Annotated in this window: 20 protein-coding genes; 8 read left to right on the top strand and 12 right to left on the bottom strand. The window is 70.5% G+C overall.

The window, feature by feature from the left end:
• Positions 1-4: 4 nt before the first annotated feature.
• The 4 genes from M6I34_RS15135 to M6I34_RS15150 all read left to right on the top strand — a co-directional run bounded on the left by M6I34_RS15135 (position 5) and on the right by M6I34_RS15150 (position 3,222).
• Positions 5-889 carry a Tim44 domain-containing protein gene (locus tag M6I34_RS15135; protein ID WP_272486510.1) on the top strand — a complete coding sequence of 295 codons (885 nt, stop codon included), beginning with the start codon at positions 5-7 and terminating at the stop codon, positions 887-889.
• Positions 889-1,542, top strand: coding sequence for a ubiquinone biosynthesis accessory factor UbiJ (locus M6I34_RS15140; RefSeq protein WP_272486511.1), 654 nt, complete (start codon positions 889-891; stop codon positions 1,540-1,542). Before M6I34_RS15135 ends, M6I34_RS15140 begins: the two co-directional genes overlap by 1 nt.
• Positions 1,539-2,357, top strand: coding sequence for a hypothetical protein (locus M6I34_RS15145; protein ID WP_272486512.1), 819 nt, complete (start codon positions 1,539-1,541; stop codon positions 2,355-2,357). The genes M6I34_RS15140 and M6I34_RS15145 overlap by 4 nt, the downstream gene beginning before the upstream one ends.
• A gap of 115 nt (positions 2,358-2,472) precedes the next feature.
• Positions 2,473-3,222, top strand: coding sequence for an SDR family NAD(P)-dependent oxidoreductase (locus M6I34_RS15150; RefSeq protein ID WP_272486513.1), 750 nt, complete (start codon positions 2,473-2,475; stop codon positions 3,220-3,222).
• A gap of 43 nt (positions 3,223-3,265) precedes the next feature.
• Here M6I34_RS15150 and M6I34_RS15155 read toward each other — a convergent pair whose 3' ends face one another.
• The gene (locus M6I34_RS15155) at positions 3,266-4,027 is read right to left on the bottom strand and encodes an SDR family oxidoreductase (RefSeq protein ID WP_272486514.1); all 762 of its coding nucleotides are present in this window, start codon (positions 4,025-4,027) and stop codon (positions 3,266-3,268) included.
• 269 nt (positions 4,028-4,296) lie between these two features.
• On the opposite strand from M6I34_RS15155, the gene M6I34_RS15160 reads away from it, so the two are divergent.
• Together M6I34_RS15160 and M6I34_RS15165 are read left to right on the top strand one after the other, a co-directional pair.
• Entirely contained in the window at positions 4,297-4,638 is a 342-nt protein-coding gene (locus M6I34_RS15160; protein WP_272486515.1) for an H-NS histone family protein, read from the top strand.
• A 103-nt stretch (positions 4,639-4,741) separates the two neighbouring features.
• Entirely contained in the window at positions 4,742-6,169 is a 1,428-nt protein-coding gene (locus M6I34_RS15165) for a DNA recombination protein RmuC (protein ID WP_272486516.1), read from the top strand.
• On the opposite strand, the gene M6I34_RS15170 is transcribed toward M6I34_RS15165, so the two are convergent.
• Positions 6,160-7,464 (bottom strand): Glu/Leu/Phe/Val family dehydrogenase, encoded by a 1,305-nt coding sequence (locus M6I34_RS15170; protein WP_272486517.1) that lies wholly within the window; start codon positions 7,462-7,464, stop codon positions 6,160-6,162. The genes M6I34_RS15165 and M6I34_RS15170 overlap by 10 nt on opposite strands.
• 122 nt (positions 7,465-7,586) lie before the next feature.
• Here M6I34_RS15170 and M6I34_RS15175 point away from each other — a divergent pair, with 122 nt between their 5' ends.
• Positions 7,587-8,480: a DUF3014 domain-containing protein gene (locus tag M6I34_RS15175; RefSeq protein WP_272486518.1), complete on the top strand. Its 894-nt coding sequence runs from the start codon at positions 7,587-7,589 to the stop codon at positions 8,478-8,480.
• 48 nt (positions 8,481-8,528) lie between these two features.
• Here the strand turns inward: M6I34_RS15175 and ureG are convergent, their stop codons facing one another.
• The 10 genes from ureG to M6I34_RS15225 form a co-directional block, all read right to left on the bottom strand.
• Entirely contained in the window at positions 8,529-9,176 is a 648-nt protein-coding gene (ureG, locus tag M6I34_RS15180; protein WP_272486519.1) for an urease accessory protein UreG, read from the bottom strand.
• Entirely contained in the window at positions 9,173-9,877 is a 705-nt protein-coding gene (locus tag M6I34_RS15185) for an urease accessory protein UreF (RefSeq protein WP_272486520.1), read from the bottom strand. The genes ureG and M6I34_RS15185 overlap by 4 nt, the downstream gene beginning before the upstream one ends.
• Complete coding sequence (ureE, locus tag M6I34_RS15190; protein WP_272486521.1) at positions 9,874-10,530, bottom strand: urease accessory protein UreE; 657 nt, start codon at positions 10,528-10,530, stop codon at positions 9,874-9,876. Before ureE ends, M6I34_RS15185 begins: the two co-directional genes overlap by 4 nt.
• A gap of 34 nt (positions 10,531-10,564) precedes the next feature.
• Positions 10,565-12,292 carry an urease subunit alpha gene (gene ureC / locus M6I34_RS15195; protein ID WP_272486522.1) on the bottom strand — a complete coding sequence of 576 codons (1,728 nt, stop codon included), beginning with the start codon at positions 12,290-12,292 and terminating at the stop codon, positions 10,565-10,567.
• Positions 12,289-12,600, bottom strand: coding sequence for an urease subunit beta (locus tag M6I34_RS15200; RefSeq protein WP_272486523.1), 312 nt, complete (start codon positions 12,598-12,600; stop codon positions 12,289-12,291). Before M6I34_RS15200 ends, ureC begins: the two co-directional genes overlap by 4 nt.
• A 4-nt stretch (positions 12,601-12,604) precedes the next feature.
• Entirely contained in the window at positions 12,605-12,826 is a 222-nt protein-coding gene (locus M6I34_RS15205; protein ID WP_272486524.1) for a hypothetical protein, read from the bottom strand.
• A gap of 61 nt (positions 12,827-12,887) precedes the next feature.
• Positions 12,888-13,190, bottom strand: a complete 303-nt coding sequence (locus M6I34_RS15210; protein ID WP_272486525.1) for an urease subunit gamma — start codon at positions 13,188-13,190, stop codon at positions 12,888-12,890.
• Positions 13,191-13,316: 126 nt separating this feature from the next.
• Positions 13,317-14,222, bottom strand: a complete 906-nt coding sequence (locus tag M6I34_RS15215; RefSeq protein WP_272486526.1) for an urease accessory protein UreD — start codon at positions 14,220-14,222, stop codon at positions 13,317-13,319.
• Positions 14,219-15,121, bottom strand: coding sequence for a response regulator transcription factor (locus tag M6I34_RS15220; RefSeq protein WP_272486527.1), 903 nt, complete (start codon positions 15,119-15,121; stop codon positions 14,219-14,221). Before M6I34_RS15220 ends, M6I34_RS15215 begins: the two co-directional genes overlap by 4 nt.
• Positions 15,111-18,491 (bottom strand): hybrid sensor histidine kinase/response regulator, encoded by a 3,381-nt coding sequence (locus tag M6I34_RS15225; protein WP_272486528.1) that lies wholly within the window; start codon positions 18,489-18,491, stop codon positions 15,111-15,113. Before M6I34_RS15225 ends, M6I34_RS15220 begins: the two co-directional genes overlap by 11 nt.
• Before the next feature lie 219 nt (positions 18,492-18,710).
• Here M6I34_RS15225 and urtA point away from each other — a divergent pair, with 219 nt between their 5' ends.
• A complete protein-coding gene (gene urtA, locus M6I34_RS15230; RefSeq protein ID WP_272486696.1) occupies positions 18,711-19,952 on the top strand; it encodes an urea ABC transporter substrate-binding protein in 1,242 nt (413 codons plus the stop codon).
• Positions 19,953-19,954 lie beyond the last annotated feature (2 nt).

Raw genomic sequence — 19,954 nt, forward strand, 5'->3', positions numbered from 1 at the left:
AAAGATGAAATCCTCGTTTTCGCGCCTGCTCGGCATCGCGCTGGTGGTCTTCGCGTCGATGGCCTGGGTCGTGGATGCCGAGGCAAGGCGGCTCGGCGGCGGCAAGACCTTCGGGCGCCAATCCAACGTGACCCAGCGCGAGGCCACTGCCCCGGCCGCCGCGCCGACCCAGGCCGCGCGTCCGGCCGCCGCCGCCGGCGCCACCGGCAGCCGCTGGATGGGTCCGATCGCTGGCTTGGCCGCCGGCCTCGGACTGGTCGCGCTGGCCAGCTGGCTGGGCTTCGGCGAGGAACTCGCCTCGTTCATGCTGATCGCGCTGCTGGTGGTCGCCGCGGTGGTCGCCTTCCGCCTGATCGCGGCGCGGCGCCAGGCGGGCGGTCCGCAGCCGGCCTTCCAGGGCGCGGGCGCGGGCCAGGACAACTCGGTTCGCTATTCGCCGATGAACGACCTGAGCGGCGGCTCGCCGTCGGCAGCGGCGCCCGCTGCCGGGGCCGCGGTCCCGGCCGGCATCCCCGGCGTGCCTGCGGGCTTCGACGTCGAGGGTTTCCTGCGCACCGCCAAGGTGCAGTTCGTGCGGCTGCAGGCGGCCAACGACGCCGGCGACCTGAACGACCTTCGCGAGTTCACCTCGCCGGAGATGTTCGCCGAGCTCAAGCTCGACATCGACGAGCGGGGCGCCTCGCCGAATCGCACCGACGTGGTCACGCTCGACGCGGAGCTGCTCGGCATCGAGACGACCGCGACCGACTACCTGGCCAACGTCCGCTTCACCGGCATGATCCGCGAGGAAGAGGGCGGCGAGGCAAAGTCGTTCGACGAAGCCTGGGTGCTGGCCAAGCCGGTGTCCGGCGGCGGGTGGGTGCTGGCCGGCATCCGCCAGCTGGGCTGATGGAAATCCCGTCCGGCGGGTCCGCGGGCCTGCCCGGGCGGCTGGCGCGGCAGGGCGCGGCGGCGCTCGTCGCCGCGCTCGATCACCTGCTCGAGCAGAACGAGTGGGCGCGTGCCCGGCTGGCGATGCACGCCGGCAGGCGAGTGCTGATCGGCGTCGATCTCCCTGCGCTGCCCGGCCTGCCTGAGCCGCGCATCCTCGCCGCGATCGCCGATGGCGGGAGGCTGCAGCCGGCGAGCGGCGAGGGCTCCGAGCCGGCCGTCACGATGATGCTGCGGCCGTCGGTAGACGCCGCCTTCGACTTTGCGCGGGGCGGCCCGCGCGAGCTGTCCCGGCACCTTCGCATAGAGGGCGACGTGATGCTCGCCGCCGCGCTCGGCGAGCTCGCCCAGCACCTGCGCTGGGATGCCGCGGAAGACCTGAGCCGCGTGACCGGCGACGTCGCCGCCCAACGCATCGTCGGCGCCGCCGAAGGCGCCTTCGGCGCGCTGCGCGATGCGGGCGATCGCCTGCAGTCCAACCTGCTCCGCTACCTGTCGGTGGAGTCCGGCCAGCTGGTCGACCGCTCGGCGCTCGACGCCTTCGCTTCGCAGCTCGACGGCCTCGAGCGGCGGCTGCAGGCGCTGTCGTCCAGGGGCCGGTCGCCACGGTGAGCGTCGCCTCGTTCCGGCGCCTGGCCACGGCGGTCCTGGCGATCGGCGTCACGGCTTCCGCCGTCGCCGACGACGGCGTCCGGGCCGTCGCCGCCGATGCCGGCGCGCGGGTCGAGGCCGCCGATGCCGGCACGCGGATCGAAGCCGCCGATGCCGGCGGAAGGGCGGCGCCCGAGTCGCGATCGCCCCGGATTCCGGGCGAACTGCTCCCGGCGCCTTCGCTGATCGAGGCGCTTCGCCGGGCAGGGCTGATCGGCGAGGGCGTGGACCCGGTTCCGCGTTTCGCCTGGACGCTCGAGACCAAGCGCCCGCTGCGCGACCCGAAGCTGGTCTCCGAGCGTTTCCTCGGCTCGCCGTCCGGCGGCCTGTCCGGGCTGAGCCCGATGATGCGCAGCTACAGCCCCCAGCCACCTGCCGTCGGTTCCGGGGAGCGCACCGTGCTCAGCGTGCGCGGGCTCGCGACGGTCCATCCGGGCGAAAGCGAGCTCGGGGTGTCGATCGAGGGCCTGCAGCTGCCGCTGCGCGACGGCGCCGGTTTCCGGCTCGACTGGAGCGACGACGGCGGCAGGCTCGAACAGCGCTGCCGGGCGGGCGCCCGCGAGCCCGCCGCCGCGCTGAATCCCGCGCTGCCGGGCGAGGCGCGCCGGATCGACTGCGAGGGCGAGGGCCGCTACAAGGGCATCCCGGTCGGCGTCTCGACAACCGTGTACTACCTGGAGCGCCTGGGCGTGTTCCTGCAGGCCGAGAACACGATCCGCAGCCCCTTGGGGCCCTTGCGTTCGTGGACCCGGGTCAGGGGCTTCTCCATGCCCTGAGCGAACGCCGGTCGCCGCCGGGTACAGTCGCGACCGGGCACGTTCCCCCGCTCGCGCGCCTGACACGGATTTCCGCAACAAGAGAGCCACGGACAAACGCAGGAGGAGACCCAGGATGCACATCTCTTTCACCGGCCGGCGCGTGCTGATCGCCGGCGGCAGCCGCGGCATCGGCCGCTCGATCGCCCTCGGATTCGCAGCGGCCGGGGCCCACGTCTCGATCTGCGCGCGCGGCGAGAGCCGGCTTCGCCAGACCGCCGACGAGCTTCGCAACCTGGGCAGCACGGTCCACGAAGCGGTCTGCGACCTGTCCGACGGCGGCGCGGTCGTCGACTGGGTCGAGGCTGCCGCCGACGCGCTGGGCGGCATCGACGTGCTCGTCAACAACGCCTCGGGCTTCGGGCGCTCCGACGACGAGGCGGGCTGGGCGGCGAGCATCGACGTCGACCTGCTGGCCACGGTGCGCGCCTCGCGCACCGCGCTGCCGCACCTGGAGCGCTCGCGCGGCTCGATCGTCCACATCTCGTCGATCTCGGGGCTGGCGCCGAGCGTGCGCACGCCGCCCTACGGCGCGATCAAGGCCGCGCTGATCCAGTACACGATGACGCAGGCGGCGGCACTGGCGAGCAAGGGCGTGCGGGTGAACTGCGTGGCGCCGGGCTCGGTGGAGTTCCCGGGCGGCGTGTGGGACGACGCGAAGCGCAACAACCCGGCGCTCTACGATCGGATCCTGAAGGGCATCCCGTCGGGCCGCATGGGGCGGCCCGAGGAGGTCGCCAACGTGGTGATGTTCCTCGCCAGCGACCTCGCGAGCTGGGTGACCGGCCAGACGATCGCGGTCGACGGCGGCCAGATGTTCGGCTGAAGAGCGCGGCGCCGGGGCCGCGCAGCAGGTTTACCGCCGGACTTCAGCCGCGGCCCACGAAGGGCATCTTGGTGGCCATCACGGTCACGAACTGCACGTTCGACTCGAGCGGCAGGCTGGCCATGTGCACGATCGTCTGGGCCACGTGGCGCACGTCCATCAGCGGCTCGGGCGCGATGCGGCCGTCGGCCTGCGGCACGCCGTTTGCCATTCGCGACGCCATCTCGGTGGCCGCGTTGCCGATGTCGATCTGGCCGCAGGCGATGTCGTACTTGCGGCCGTCGAGCGAGGTGGATTTAGTGAGGCCGGTGATCGCGTGCTTGGTCGCCGTGTAGGGCGCCGAGTTCGGGCGCGGCGCGTGCGCCGAGATCGAGCCGTTGTTGATGATCCGGCCGCCGCGCGGCGCCTGGTCCTTCATGACCCGGATCGCTTCCTGAGTGCACAGGAAGGGCCCGGTCAGGTTGATGTCGACCACGTTCTTCCACTGCTCGACAGTCAGCTCCTCGAGCGGGATTCCCGGGGCGTTCACGCCGGCGTTGTTGAACAGCAGGTCGACGCGTCCGAAGGCCTCGACCGTCTTCTCGAAGAGCCTGCGCACCGAGCCCGGATCGGAAACGTCGGTCGGCACCGCGAGCGCCCGATCGGCGCCCCCGGGGGCCGACGCGATCGCCTGCTCGAGCGCGTCGGCGCGGCGACCGGCGAAGGCCACGTGCCAGCCCGCCTCGAGCAGCGCCAGCGCGCTCGCCTTGCCGATGCCGGAACCGGCGCCGGTGACGATCGCGACCTTCTTCGTCGGTGCAGTCATTCTCGAATCTCCTCGTTCGGTTGGGGTCGTTTCCGGGGTCCTTCCCGGCCTGCCCGCAAGCGTACACCGCCGGCGATCCGGCGCGGGGAACGCACGGCGGGAAAAACCCGGGGGAGGGATCCGGAAAACGCACCGATTGCGCGGGATTAATATTGGGAATTAATATCCGGAAAATGATTCCGGGATCGGGCCGCAATTTGTTCCGGATATTCGAAACCACCACCAACGATAATCGGACGACCGCGGGTCGAAATAGGGAACCGGAGACAATGGCGACGTCGCTCAAATCGATCGAGGCGCAGATCAAGAAACTCCAGGCGCGCGCGCAGGCGCTGCGCGACAGGGACCGCAAGCCGGTCATCGCCGCGATCGTCCGGCAGATGAAGGCCCACGAAATATCGGTCGCCGAGATCGCCGAGGCGCTCGGCAAGCCGCGCGCCCCGCGCGGCGCCGGCCGCAAGGCGGCTGCCCCGGGCAGGCCGCGCAAGGCGGTGCCGGTCAAGTACAAGCATCCCGAGACCGGCGAAACCTGGACCGGCCGCGGCCGCACGCCGCGCTGGATCGTCGAGGCCGAGAAGGCGGGCACCGACCGCTCGAGCTTCGCGGTCTGAACGCGCGGCGCGGCCGGGCTTCCCGAGGCCTCGGTCGAGTTGCCTGACGCCTCGACGATCGCCAGGCTCATCCGGTGAGCCCGGGGCCCGCGAAAATTGCCGGATGCTGAACGCAATCGCGGATCTCGCCTCCTCGTCGCCCCGGGCCGTGCTGGCCGTGCTGGCCGGCATCGGCGTTCTCCTCTTCGCGCTGGGCTGGGCCTTCGGGGCCTTGCCGGGGCGCGGGCGGATCGCCGCCAGCCGCGCAACGCTCGACGAACGCAGCGGCTCGCTCGAGCGCGCGCTCGAGCAGCGCGACGCGGCGCTGGCCGATGCGCGCGGGCTGGCCGAGCGGGTCGCCGGCCTGCGCGCCGCCCTCGACGCAGAACGCCGCCAGTCGGGCGAGAAGCTCAGGCTTCTCGCCGACGCCAGGCAGCAGCTGGCCGACCAGTTCCGCGCGCTGGCTGCCGAGGTGCTCGACGAAAAGGCGCGCGCGGTCGGCGAGCGGCACCGCGAGCAGCTCGGCCAGCTTCTCGAGCCGCTGCAGCAGCGGCTGGCCGAGTTCCGCAGCCGGGTCGACGAGGTCTACGAGCGCGAGGGCCGCGAGCGGGCCGCGCTCGGCGAGCAGGTGCGCCAGCTGATGTCGCTGAACCGGCAGCTGTCCGACGACGCCCACGCGCTGACCCGGGCCCTGAAGGGCCAGGTGAAGACCCAGGGCGCCTGGGGCGAGCTGATCCTGGAGCGGGTGCTCGAGGCGGCGGGCTTGCGACGCGGCAGCGAGTACGAGCTGCAGGTGTCGCTGGCCGACGACGCGGGCCGCCGCCTTCAGCCCGACGCGGTCGTGCGCCTGCCCGAGGAGCGCGTGCTCGTCATCGACGCCAAGGTGTCGCTGCTGGCCTGGAGCGAGCACGTGAACGCAGCCGATGACGCGGTGCGCGCCGATTCGATGCGCCGTCACGTCGACTCGATCCGCGGCCACGTGAAGGGCCTCGCCGGTCGCGGATACGAGCAGCTGCACGGGGCGCGCTCGCCCGATTTCGTCGTGATGTTCGTGCCGGTCGAGGCCGCGTTTTCCGCCGCGCTCGCTCACGACGATGCCCTGTGGCACGAGGCATGGCAGCGCAACGTGCTGATCGTGGGGCCGGCCTCGCTGCTCTTCGTCGTTCGCACCGTCGCGCAGCTCTGGCGGCAGGCCCGCCAGGACCGCAACGCGCGCGAGATCGCCGAGCGCGGCGCCGAGCTCTACGACCGCTTCGTGGCCTTCGCCGGCGACCTCGAGAAGCTCGGCGAGAGGCTTCGCCAGGCCCGCGAGAGCTACGACAGCGCCTGGTCCCGGCTCGCCACCGGCCGCGGCAACCTGGTCCGCCAGGCCGAGATGCTGCGCGAGCTGGGGGTCAAGCCGTCGAAGACGCTGTCCGTCGAGACGCTGGAGCGGGCGGCTGCGGAGGACAGCGACGGCGGCGCGGCGCCCGCCGCCAGCGGGCTGCCTGCCAACGAGGCGCGGCCCGCGGCCGCCGAGAACGAGGCGCGGCCCGCGGCCGCTCAGGGATAGAGCCCGCGCTCCTGCCGCGCGGTCAGGATCCGCTCGCAGGCCACCGCGAAGGTCGCGGTCCGCAGCGATATCCGGTGCTGGTCGGCGGTGTCCCAGATCCGCTTCAGGGCGTCGACGATGATCTTGTCCATGCGCAGGTTGATCTCGTCCTCGGTCCAGAAGAAGCTCGAGAAGTCCTGCACCCACTCGAAGTAGCTGACCGTCACGCCGCCGGCGTTGCAGATCACGTCGGGCACCACCAGGATGCCGCGATCGGCCAGCACGTCGTCGGCGTCGGGCAGCGTCGGGCCGTTGGCGCCTTCGAGCACCAGTCGCGACTTCAGGCGCTGCGCGCGCGCCGCCGTGATCTGGCCCTCGAGCGCCGCCGGCACCAGGATGTCGCAGTCGATGTCCCAGAAGGATTCGTCGTCGATCCGCCCGCCGCCGCGGAACTCGCCGACGCCGCCGTGCAGCCGCGCCGACGCGATCAGCGGGCCCATTTCCAGCCCGGCCGGGTTGGCGATCGTGCCGGTGTGGTCCTGCACCGCCACGATCTTCGCGCCCGCCCCGACGAACAGCTCGGCCGCCGCCGAGCCCACGTTGCCGAAGCCCTGGACCGCGACCCGCGCGCCGTCGAGATCCATCCCGAGCCGGCGCGCCGCCTCGCGACCGGTCACGAACACGCCGCGGCCGGTCGCCTTGACCCGCCCCAGCGAGCCGCCCAGGTGCACCGGCTTGCCGGTGACGACGCCGGTGATCGTGGCGCCGGCGTTGGCCGAGTACGTGTCCATCATCCAGGCCATGATCTGGGCGTTGGTGTTCATGTCGGGCGCCGGGATGTCCTGCTGCGGGCCGATCACGATGCCGATCTCGCTGGTGTAGCGCCGGGTCAGCTTCTCGAGCTCCTTCAGCGAGAGCTTCTTCGGGTCGACGCGAATGCCGCCCTTGGCGCCGCCGAAGGGCAGGTTCACCGCCGCGTTCTTGATCGTCATCCACGCAGCCAGGGCCATCACTTCCTCGAGCGTCACGTCGGGGTGATAGCGCAGGCCGCCCTTGCCGGGCCCGCGCGACAGGTTGTGCTGCACCCGGTAACCCTCGAAGTGCCGAACCGTGCCGTCGTCCATCTCGATCGGCACGTCGACGATCAGCGAGCGCTTGGGCCGCCGAAGGGTCTCCGCCCAGCGGGCCAGCGGACCGAGGTAGGGCAGCACCCGCTCGATCTGCGCGAGGTAGGTGCCCCAGGGGCTGGTCGCCGTCGGCGCCACGTAGGAAAGGCCGTGGGCCGGGCGGGATGAAACCGGGGATCGCGTGTCCATCGGGGCGTCTCCTGGGTCGTTTCGTTCGTGCCGGTTCGGCTCAACTCTAGCCGGTATCGACGGCCGGTTGTCGCGGACCCGGCCGGCATGTACGCTTTCGGCGGTTCGGTTCTGGAACTGCCATGCCTCCTCCTCGCAGACCTGCTCGCGCCACGGCCGGATTTCCGTGGTGGATCCTCATCCTGCTCATCGCCCTGGTCGCGGCGGGCGGCTACTACTGGCTGCAGCGAGGCGGCGGTCCGGCGCCGGGCGCGGGCGAGGCTCCGGCCACGGTCACCGCCCCCGCCTCGCCCGGGCCCCAGGCAGGCGCCGAGGCGCCGGCCCAGGCGCCGGTCGAACAGGCGAAGCCCGAGGAGCCAGCGGTTCAGGAGCGCCCCGCCGGCGGCCCGAAGTACCCGTTGCCGGCGGGTGTGGCGCAGGAGGGCGACCCGTCGCTGCCCGAGCTCGCGCGCAGCGACGAGCCCATCCTCGAGGCGCTGACCGGCATCGCCCCGCGCGTCGAGCTCGGCCGCTTCGGAAACATCGGCGACTTCACCCGCAGGGTGGTGATCACGGTCGACAACCTGCCGCGCGAACTGATCCCGGCGCAGTACAGCGTCGTGCAGCGGATTCCCGGCGCGCTGGCGGTCACCCGCGAGGGCGACGCGATGACGCTGAGCCAGGCCAACTACCGGCGCTACGACGCCTTCGTGAACTTCGCCGAATCGGTCGGGGCCAAGCGCCTGGTGTCGGTCTACCTGCGCTTCTATCCGCTGTTCCAGCAGGAGTACCGCGGAATGGGTTACCCGAAGGGCCACTTCAACGACCGGGTGATCGAGGCGATCGACGACATGCTTGCGGCACGGCAGGTGGACGGCCCGATCCGGCTGGTGCAGCCCAAGGTCCACTACCGCTTCGAGGATCCGGCGCTCGAGTCGCTGTCGGCAGGGCAGAAGATCATGATCCGGGTCGGCCCGGAGAACGCGGCAAGGCTCAAGCGGCTGCTGCGGGCGATCCGGGCGGAACTGGTCGGCTGACAGTCGTTGCCGGGCGGCGGCCGTCAGCCGCCGCTGCAGGCTGGCTCACTACTGGCCGGTCAGCATGCCCTTGCGCTCGATGAAGGACACCACCTCGGCGAGCCCGTCCAGGGTCTTGAGGTTCGTCATCACGAAGGGCCGCTCCGGCCGCATCCTGCGCGTGTCGGAGTCCATCACTTCCAGGCTGGCGCCCACGTGGGGCGCCAGGTCCGTCTTGTTGATCACGAACAGGTCGCTCTTGGTGATGCCCGGACCGCCCTTGCGCGGGATCTTCTCGCCGGCGGCCACGTCGATCACGTAGATCGTCAGGTCGGAGAGCTCCGGGCTGAATGTAGCGGCCAGGTTGTCGCCCCCGGACTCGATGAAGACGATGTCGGCATCGGGAAAGCGCTCCAGCATCCGGTCGACCGCCTCGAGGTTGATCGAGGCGTCCTCGCGGATCGCGGTGTGGGGGCAGCCGCCCGTTTCCACGCCCATGATGCGCTCCGGCTCGAGCGCGCCCGCCACGGTCAGCAGCCTCTGGTCTTCCTTCGTGTAGATGTCGTTCGTGATGACGACCAGGTCGTAGCGCTCGCGCATCGTCTTGCAGAGCATCTCCACCAGCGTGGTCTTGCCGGAGCCGACGGGCCCGCCTACACCTACGCGCAGCGGCGGCAGCTTGCGGGTGCGGCCGGGAATCGAATGCAGGGAGGTCATGAGCGGAATAGCCTCGAGTATTGGGTTTCGTGGCGTGCGGACAGGATCGCGAGCATCGGCGTGAACGACTGCCTGCCATCGTCGTCGAGCGCGAGCGCGTGAGCCGCGACGGCGGGGATCGAATCGGCGAGCATGGCGAGAATCCGCTGGCCCGCGCTCTGCCCGAGCGGGACTGCCTTCAGTGCGGCCTGGACCATGTTCTCGGCCCAGCCGAACGCGAAGGATAGAAGGGCCTGCTCGGGCGCGGCGCCCGCCTGCTGGGCCGCCAGCGCGAACGCAACCGGAAAGGAGGGCGCGGGCCGAAGAGCCGCGAGCGTGACGAGCCGGGGATCGTCGGGGCGATTCCTGAGCCATTCGAGCAAGGAGCGGCCCATCTGTTCGGTCTGGCGACGCAGCTCGGCGCTTTCGCGGGTCGTCAATGTCCACGCGTTCAGTTCCGCGATCCGCTGCGCGTCGTGCGCCTGCCAGGCCGGGATCGCCTGGGCCAGCACCGGAAGGTCCGCGAGCCCCGGCCCGAGCCTCAGCTGGTCGAGGAGCCACGCGGCTGCCGACGCCTCGTCGCGTACGCGTCCCGCCTCGATCGCCGCTTCGAGGCCCTCGGAGTAGCTGAATCCGCCGACCGGCAGTGCCGGCGACGCGAGCCAGATCAGCTGCAGCAGCGTCGGCGCGGCCGGCGACGCGGGCCCGGGGCAGGCGCTCATGCGTGCGAGTGCCCGCAGCCGGGGCCGTGTACATGGCCGCCGCCGCGGGCATCATCGTGGTCGTGGTCGTGGTCGTGGTCGTGGTCGTGCGAGTGCGAGTGCGAGTGCGAGTGCGAGTGCCCGTGGTCGTGGTCGTGGTCGTGGTCGTGGTCGTGCGAGTGCCCGTGCCCGTGCCCGTGCGAGTGGCTGTGGCTGCCTTGCGTCGCGTAGGCACCCGACTCGGGCTCGAAGGGCTCGCGGGCCTCGCGCACAGACAGGCGCATCTGCCGCAGCATCTGCGCCAGGACGTGGTCCGGCTCGAGCTTCAGGCAGTCCGGGCGCAGCTCCAGCTGCACGTGACGATTGCCGAGGTGATAGGCCGCGCGCAGCAGGTCGAACGGCGAACCGTGCCGGCGATCGGCTTCCACGATCATCACCGGCTGGGCTGCGGCCTGCACGCGCACCAGCGAGCCGTCCTCGGCGACCAGGACATCGCCGCCGCGCACCGAGGTGCCGCGCGGCAGGAACACGCCCAGCCGGCGACCGGCGGAGTCGATTGCATCGAAGCGGCTCTTCTGCCGGACGTCCCAGTCGAGCTCGACCCGGGCGGCTCTCGCGAGCAGCGGCGCGGCCAGGCCGGTGCCTCCGGGGATCAGCTTGTCGACCGTCAACATCGGCCCTCCGGTTCGCACGAAGATTCCCGTTCGTTCAGAACAGGAAGTAGCGCTGCGCCATCGGCAGCACCGTGGCGGGTTCGCAGGTCAGCAGCTGGCCGTCGGCGCGGACCTCGTAGGTCTGCGCGTCGACCTGCATCCGGGGCGCATAGGCGTTGTGGACCATGTCGGCCTTCCTGACGCTGCGGCAGCCGCTCACCGCAGACACCTGCTTGCGCAGGCCGAGACGGCCGTGCAGGCCCGCGTCCACGGCCGCGCGGCTCAGGAAGGTGAGCGAGGTCGCGGTCCGTGCCCCGCCGAAGCTTCCGAACATCGGCCGGTAGTGAACCGGCTGCGGCGTCGGGATCGAGGCATTGGGATCGCCCATCACCGAGGCGGCGATGAAGCCGCCCTTGAGGACCAGCGAGGGCTTCACGCCGAAGAAGGCCGGCTTCCAGAGGACCAGGTCGGCCCACTTGCCGGCCTCGACGCTGCCGACCTCGTGGGCGATGCCGTGGGTCAGCGCCGGATTGATCGACAGCTTGGCCACGTAGCGCTTGACGCGGAAATTGTCGTTGCGCGCGCCGTCGCCCGGCAAGGGGCCGCGCTGCTGCTTCATCTTGTGGGCGGTCTGCCAGCAGCGCAGGATCACCTCGCCGACCCGTCCCATCGCCTGGCTGTCGGAGCTGAAGATGCTGATCGCTCCCAGGTCGTGCAGGATGTCCTCGGCGGCGATCGTCTCGCGACGGATCCGGCTCTCCGCGAAGGCGAGGTCCTCGGCGATTCCCGCGTCCAGGTGATGGCAGACCATCAGCATGTCGAGGTGTTCGTCGATCGTGTTGATCGTGTAGGGCCGCGTGGGATTGGTCGAGCTCGGCAGCACGTTGGGCTCGCCGACCACCTTGAGGATGTCAGGCGCATGGCCGCCGCCGGCGCCTTCGGTGTGGAAGGTGTGGATCGTTCGTCCCTTGAACGCGGCGATCGTGTCCTCGACGAAGCCGCTCTCGTTCAGCGTGTCGGTGTGGATCGCGACCTGCACGTCGTGTTCCTCGGCCACGCCCAGGCAGCAGTCGATCGCGGACGGCGTCGTTCCCCAGTCCTCGTGCAGCTTCAGGCCGATCGCCCCGGCCTCGACCTGCTGGCGCAGCGGGTCCGGGTCGCTCGCGTTGCCCTTGCCGAGGAACCCCAGGTTCATCGGGAAGGCGTCGGCGGCCATCAGCATCCGGGCGATGTTCTCCGGCCCCGGCGTGCAGGTCGTGGCGAAGGTGCCGGTGGCAGGCCCGGTGCCGCCGCCGAGCATCGTCGTGATGCCGCTTGCGAGCGCTTCCTCGATCTGCTGCGGACAGATCCAGTGGATGTGCGTGTCGATGCCGCCGGCCGTGACGATCATCCCTTCGCCGGCGATGATCTCGGTGCCCGGGCCGATGACGATGTCCACGCCGGGCTGCACGTCGGGATTGCCGGCCTTGCCGATCGCGGCGATGCGCGAGCCGCGGATGCCGATGTCGGCCTTCACGATGCCCCAGTAGTCGACGATGACGGCATTGGTGATCACGCAGTCCACCGCGTCCATCGCCCCCGGGCCGTTCGGACGCTGGCCCTGGCCCATGCCGTCGCGGATCGTCTTGCCGCCGCCGAACTTCACCTCCTCGCCGTAGCCGCCGGCGCGCAGCGTCAGGTCGTCCTCGACCTCGACGATCAGGTCGGTGTCGGCGAGCCGCAGGCGGTCGCCGACGGTCGGGCCGAACATCTCGGCATAGGCGCGCCGGGAGATCGTGGTCATAGCGCCCCCTGGACGAGGCCGCGAAAGCCGCGCGCCACCCGTTCGCCCGAATAGTCGACGAGCTCCACTGTGCGCTGCTGGCCGGGCTCGAAGCGCACCGCGGTGCCCGAAGCGATGTCCAGCCGCATGCCGCGCGCGGCCGCCCTGTCGAAGCGCAGCGCCGCATTGGTCTCCGCGAAGTGATAGTGCGAGCCGACCTGGATCGGCCGGTCGCCGGTGTTCTCGACGACCAGCGAGATCCTGCGGCGGCCGGGGTTCAGCTCGAGCTCGCCCTCCGCGGTGAGCAGCTCGCCGGGAATGACCGCCATCGCGTCACCTGCCGCGAAGCAGGCGGGCGACCCCGATCACGACCCCGATCGCGGCCGCCGCGATCAGGCCGGACACCAGCAGCGGATCGAGCGACTCGAGCCCGTGGGCCAGCTCCTGGAACACGCCGTGGTGCGCGCCGCCGTCGTGCCCAGGATGCGCGGCCGCGGCGCCCGCCGATGCCAGCGCGATCGTCGCGATGATGCTTCGAAGGCTCGTGTTGCTCATGGTTCGCTCTCCTGGAGGGCGTTGCGTGATCGTCGGGACTTCGCGCGATTTTGGTGCGCGCTCAGGGAATGGGTTGGTGCACGGTCACCAGTTTGGTGCCGTCGGGGAAGGTCGCCTCGACCTGGATCTCGGGGATCATCTCGGCAACGCCGTCCATCACCTCGCTGCGAGCCAGCAGCGTCTTGCCCTCGCTCATAAGCTGGGCCACCGTCTTGCCGTCGCGGGCGCCTTCCATGATGGCCGCGCTGATCAGCGCGACGGCCTCGGGGTAGTTGAGCCTGACGCCCCGGGCCCTTCGCCGCTCGGCGACCAGCGCGGCGGTGAAGATCAGCAGCTTGTCCTTTTCGCGGGGCGTGAGTTCCATGGCGCTGCGCCGCCGGTCGGCGACGTCCTCGTGCGGGCGCAGCGGCTTGCCGCGCCGATACCCCAAGGCCAGCAAGAAGCGGGCCTGTCCGGATCCCGCGTCGATCGGATGCGTCCGAACCGGTCCTCAGGTGCGCCAGATCCGCGGCGAGACAGCGGCCGAGTTCCAGAGCAGCCGCCGCCAGTCGTCCCGGATCGCCCGAAGCGTCGACCAGAGCGGCTCGACCCGGTTTCCAAGTGCCCGCACGACGACTGCCCGCGGGTGCGGCGCCGTGGCGCCGGCGCGATCGGGGTCGGGCCCTGCCGCCAGCCGCTCGCGCGCGGCGTGCAGCAGGGACTCGAGGCCTGCCGGCGCCCAGTTGTCGCCGCTTGCGCACCACATCGTGCACAGGGTCGTCCGGCCGTCCCAGCCGAGCGGGCTGTCGAGCAGCAGGCGGCCGATGCGCTCGCCCGGCGCCACCGTGCCCCGATCCAGCCAGACACCCGGCAGCTCGACATGCTGCTCGAAGCGCCCTGCGTCGAAGGGCTCGCCGGCGGCCGGCAGCCCCAGCGCGAGGATCTCCCAGCCGATCATCGTCGCGCCGGGCGCGAGCGCGAAACGCATCCGGTTGGCGGCGATGGCGCCCCGATAGGCGATCGTCTCGAGCGGGAGCCACTCGAGCCGCGCTCCGGCGGCGACACGGGCGGACACGTGTTGCGCGGCGGCCGGGCCCTTGCTTCGATAGAAGCGGGTCGCGCCGGGCGTCGTGATCAGCGCGTGCGCGCCTTCCTGCAGGTCGATGTCGATGTCCAGGCGATCACCGCCGACGATTCCGCCGGGCGGGTGCACGAGCACGTGATGGCAGGTGCCGGGTCCCTCCGGGTGCAGGGTCTTGAGCACGCGCAGCGGGCCGTCGTGACGATCGCTGCCGATCGTTCGCTCGCCGTCGCGGCGGTAGCGCAGCGAGAGGCTCCCGTGCCAGTGCGGGCCGGGTTCGGGAGCGTTCGCGGGAACCGCGACTTCGGGCAGCGTGCGCGGGGATTGCGTCGTCATCGCAGGGCCCTCGATGCGAGCGCCGCTGCCGCCGCGCGGGTCTCGACGCCGAGCTTCTCGAAGACATGTTCCAGATGCTTGTTCACGGTGCGGGGGCTCATGCCGAGGATCTCCGCGATGTCCCGGTTCGTCTTGCCCTTGGCCACCCACGACAGGACCTCGGTCTCGCGCGGCGTGAGCGCCGCGCTCTCGAGCCGGGACTCGGCCGCCGAGCTCGCCTCGCGCCTCTGCAGCAGCAGCATCGTTTCGTCGACGCCGGCGGCGCCCAGGCTGCGTGCCACCATCTGCGTGCCGTCGCCGGCGATCCAGGAGCTCGCCTCGCCCGGCCCGAGGGCCAGGACCTCGGCGACCCAGTCGTCCGGCGGAATCGCATCCGCCCCGGCGAAGCGGTCCCGCAGCCATGCCTCGGCATGCGGGGATCGCCACGCGATCCTGCCGCGAGTGTCGATCAGCAGCACGCCGATGCCGCCGACGTCGACCGCGTCGCGGGCCATCCGCGCCACGCGCGCGTTGCGGACGTGCGCGCCGAGCCTGGCCAGCACCTCCTCGGCGCGGACCGGCTTGACCACGTAGTCGACGCCGCCGCTGTCGAAGCCTTGCACGATCGATTCCGTCTCGGCGAGGCCGGTCATGAAGATGACGGGCACGTGCGACCAGGCCGGGTTGGCCTTGATGCGACGACAGGTCTCGAAGCCGGAGAGGCCAGGCATAACCGCGTCGAGCAGGATCGCGTCCGGGACCGCGTACTCGAGTCGGTCGAGAGCCTCCTCCCCGCTTCGCGCCACCAGCACCCGGTACGCCTCCGCTTCCAGCGTCGCGCACAGCCAGCGCAGCGTCTCCGGCGCATCGTCGACGACGAGCACGGTGCCGTGGGTGGGAACTTCCGCCTCAGCTGTCATTGCATTTCCGCAATTGCTCGTTCAGTGCCTCGAAGTCGAATTCGTCCGCCAATCGTCGCCACTGCTCGCACAGCGGCGCGAGGTCGGGGCGCTCCCGCGCGAGTTCGCCGAGCCGCTCGCGAAGGGCGCGCGGCTGCCCGCTGAGCGCGAAACGGCGCAACCCGGCCAGCGCCTCGGCCGGCACGGCGAAGGCGGCAGCGTCGAGCGCGGGATGAGTCACGGCGGGGGTTTCCAGCGGAAATTCGGTGATCCATTCGAGCTGCAGGTGGCGCCCGAGCGCCTCGAGGAGCTCGGACTCGATGACCGGTTTGGCCACGAAGGCCTGCGCGCCGACGGCCTCGAGGTTCTCCGGGCGGTTCTCGAAGACGTCGGCCGAAACCATGATGATCGGCAGGTCCTCGAAACCGTCTTCGCGCAGCATCCGGGCGGCCTGCCAGCCGTCGAGGTCGTCCATGCTGATGTCGAGCAGGACCGCGTCCGGGCGGCTCTCGCGAACGCTCTCCAGGCACTCGCGGGCGCTCGCCGACTCCCGGATCGTGAAGCCCAGCGGCGCGAGCATGCCGGCGATCATCTGCCGCTGGATCGGTTGGTCGTCCACGACGAGCAGGGCGCGCCGCGGACCTTCGTAGCCGATGACCGGGCGGTGACGCGGCGGCTGCGGCAGCGATCCCGGGCCCGACGCCGCGAGTTCGCGCAGGTAGATCCGGACAGCGAACACGCTCCCCTTGCCGAGCTCGCTGCGCACGGTGAGCTCCCCGCCCATCAGCTCGGTCAGCAGGTTGGTGATCGTCAGGCCGAGCCCGGTTCCGGGCTCGGCTGTACGCCGGCCGGCGCTGCCGCGCTCGAAGGGCAGGAAGATCCGCTCGAGGTCCTGCGGCGCGATGCCGATCCCGGTGTCGGCGACCTCGAAGGACAGGACCGCGCGTCGCGCGTCGACGCGAAGCAGGACGCGTCCCGACCGGGTGAAGCGCACCGCGTTGCCGAGCAGGTTCAGCAGGATCTGGCGCAGCCGCTTCGCGTCGGTGTGCACCAGCGCCGGGACCCTGCCGGCAGTCTCGAAGTCGAAGGCGAGCCCCTTCGCGCGGGCCTGGGGCTCGACCATGCGGACCACGTCGTCGAGCAGCTCGCGCAAGGGCACCGGCCCGTTGTCGAGCCTGAGCCTGCCCGCTTCGATGCGGGCGAGGTCGAGCAGGCCGTCGACCAGGGCGTGCAGGTGCTCGCCGCTTCGCTGGATGGTGAACACGGCCTCGTGCTGGGCGCCTGCGATCTGCGGGTTCTTCAGCAGGATCTGCGCGTAGCCGAGGATGCTGTTGAGCGGCGTGCGCAGCTCGTGGGTGATGCCTGCCACGTAGCGGGTCTTGGCGCGACTGGCCGATTCGGCGAGGTCCTTCGCGGCCTGCAGGGCGGCATCGGTTCGGCGGTGCGCGTCCACCTCGCGCCGCAGCAGCTGGTTCTGCCTGGCCGATTCGTCCTCGGCCATCCGGCGGCTCTCGCTGGCCAGCACCACCCACCACGAGCAGACCGCGATGATCAGCTCGAGCAGGGCGTACGCCTTCACGAAGGGCAGGCGCAGGGCCTCGGAACCCGTCACCAGAGTCTCCTGGAAGTACACGACGCCCAGCACCAGCGCCAGCATCGTGCTGAGCGACGCGAACACCACCAGGTAGTGCCCCAGCCTGACGTTGAACCTTCCGGAGAGCGGCGAGGGGAGGATCGCAGCCACCGCGTCCAGCGCCTGCTCGGAAGCGCGGGACCGGGTCTTGCAGCGGTCTCGGCAGCGCGACTCGAGCGTGCAGCACAGCGAGCAGATCGGCGCCCCGTAGGCGGGGCAGCTCGCGATGTCCTCGGATTCGAAACTGTTCTCGCAAACGGCGCAGCGCACCAACCGGCCCGGTTCCCAGGCGTTCGACGGCGAGCGGGCGAGATAGTAGCGGCCGCGGGTCAGCCACGCGATCGCCGGCGCCGTCACCAGCGAGGTCCCGAGCGCGATCAGCGGCGAGAAGGCTTCGGCGAACGGGCCCAGCGCGCCGGTGTAGGCGACGATCGCGATCGCCGCCGCGAGCGACATCGAGCCGAGGCCGACCGGGTTCAGGTCGAACAGGTTGGCGCGCTTGAACTCGATGTGGCGCGGGCTCAGGCCGAGCGGCTTGTTGACGACCAGGTCGGCCACCAGGGCGCCGACCCAGGCGATCGCGACGTTCGCGTAGAGGCCGAGCACCCGTTCCAGCGCGCCGAAGACCCCCAGCGTCATCAGCAGCAGGGCGATCGCCACGTTGAACACCAGCCAGACCACGCGACCCGGGTGGCTGTGCGTCAGCCGGGCGAAGAAGTTCGACCAGGCGAGCGACCCGGCGTAGGCGTTCGTCAGGTTGATCTTCATCTGCGACACGACCACGAAGATCACCGTCGCCGCGATGGCCCAGCCCGAGGGGCCGAACACCTGCTCGAAGGCGACCCGGTACATCTCGGTGGGCTGCACTGCCTCCTCGGCGGCGACGCCGTGGAGCATCGCGAGATGGGCGAGAAAGGCGCCGGCCAGCATCTTCAGCATGCCCGGGACGATCCAGCCCGGCCCGGCGATCACGACGGCGCTCCACCAGCGCCAGGCGTTCTCCGGGGTCTTCTCGGGAAGAAATCGCAGATAGTCCACCTGCTCGCCGATCTGGACGACCAGGGCGAACGCCACCGTGGCGGCCATGCCGAACATCAGCGGATCGAACGAGGCGCTGCCCGACTCGCTTCCGCTCAGGTTCGCGAGCGTCGCGAAGGATTCCGGGTTGCGGAAGGCGATGAACAGGAAGGGCAGGGCGAAGAGGAACAGCCACAGGGGCTGCGACCATAGCTGCAGCCTGGAGATCAGCGTGATGCCGTAGGCGACCAGCGGGATGACGACGATGGCCGAGATCGCGTAGCACCAGGCGATCGGCAGGCCGGTCACCATCTGCAGCGCCAGCGCCATGATCGCCGCCTCGAGCGCGAAGAAGATGAAGGTGAAGCTGGCGTAGATCAGCGAGGTGATCGTCGAGCCGAGGTACCCGAACCCGGCCCCTCGCGTGAGCAGGTCCATGTCGAGGCCGTGGCGGGCCGCGTAGACGCTGATCGGCAAACCGGTCAGGAAGGTGATCAGGCCGACCAGCAGGATCGCCCAGAGCGCATTCGCGAAGCCGTACTTCAGCGCGATCGTCCCGCCGATCGCCTCCAGCGCGAGAAAGGACACCGCGCCGAAGGCGGTGTTGGCGACCCGGAACTCGGACCACTTGCGGAAGCTGCGCGGGGTGTAGCGCAGCGAGTAGTCCTCGAGCGTCTCGTTGGCCACCCAGGCGTTGTAGTCGCGCCGGATGCGAAGGATCTGCTGGGGGGCGGTCGACACGCTGCAGCATCCGAAGAAGGGAATAACGCGATCCTGCAAGAACCGAGCCAGTCGATGCGTACGTCGATCGACGTATTCAGGTTCCTTGCTGCACAGCACAAAGTGGCGTCCAGCACGCACGCCTTCGACCCCGCAGCGGCGTGCCCCGGATTCACCCCTTCTTGTGCAAGGAGCCTCGACATGTCGCACGACCACGACGAAAACGCCTCCAAATCGGGCATGCCGCCCCTCGCCGGAGCGACCCGCCGCCGCCTGCTGCAGGGCATGAGCGCGATCCCGCTCGCCGGCGTGCCCGGCCTGGTGCGGGCCCAGCAGTACCCGACCTCGAAGGTGATGACCACCGGCAAGGCGGTCACCGACACCGAGGTGACGGTCGGCCAGCTGCACTCGTCGTCGGGCACGATGGCGATCTCCGAGACCGGCTCGATCCAGGCCGAGCAGCTGGCCATCGACCAGATCAACGCGATGGGCGGCATCCTGGGCCGCAAGATCAAGGTGATCAAGGAAGACGGCGCGTCCGACTGGCCGACCTTCGCCGAGAAGTCCCGCAAGCTGATCATCAACGACAAGGTCGCCTGCGTGTTCGGCTGCTGGACCTCGGCCTCGCGCAAGGCGGTGCTGCCGATCTTCGAGAAGGAGAACAACCTCCTCTACTACCCGACCTTCTACGAAGGCCTCGAGCAGTCGAAGAACGTGATCTACACCGGCCAGGAGGCCACGCAGCAGATCATCTGGGGCCTGGACTGGGCCAAGAACGAGAAGAAGGCGGCCAAGTTCTTCCTGGTCGGCTCCGACTACATCTGGCCGCGCACCTCGATGAAGATCGCGCGCAAGCACATCGAGGCCTTCCAGAAGGGCAAGGTCGTCGGCGAGGAGTACTACGCGCTGGGCAGCACGAACTTCCAGTCGCTGATCAACAAGATCAAGCTTGCGAAGCCGGACTGCATCTTCGCCGCGGTGGTCGGCGGCTCGAACGTCGCCTTCTACAAGCAGCTGAAGGCGGCCGGCATCACCGGCGACAAGCAGTTCCTGCTGACGCTGTCGGTCACCGAGGACGAGATGCTCGGCGTGGGCGGCGAGAACTTCGCCGGCTTCTACTCGTCGATGAAGTACTTCCAGTCGCTCGACAACGAGAACAACAAGAAGTTCGTCGAGGCCTTCAAGGCGGCCTACGGGCCGAAGGCGGTGATCGGCGACGTGACGCAGGCCGCCTACCTGGGCCCGTGGCTCTGGAAGGCGGCCGTCGAGAAGGCGGGCAGCTTCGACGTCGACGCGGTGGTCAAGGCCTCGCCGGGCATCGAGCTGAAGACCGCGCCCGAGGGCTACGTGAAGGTGCACGAGAACCACCACCTGTGGAGCAAGGCCCGGATCGCCCAGGGCATGCCCGACGGCACCTTCAAGGTCGTCGCCGAGTCGAAGGACCTGATCGAGCCGAACCCCTTCCCGAAGGGCTACCAGTAACC

Source organism: Zeimonas sediminis, from assembly GCF_023721795.1.
Classification (GTDB): Bacteria; Pseudomonadota; Gammaproteobacteria; order Burkholderiales; family Burkholderiaceae_E; genus Zeimonas; species Zeimonas sediminis.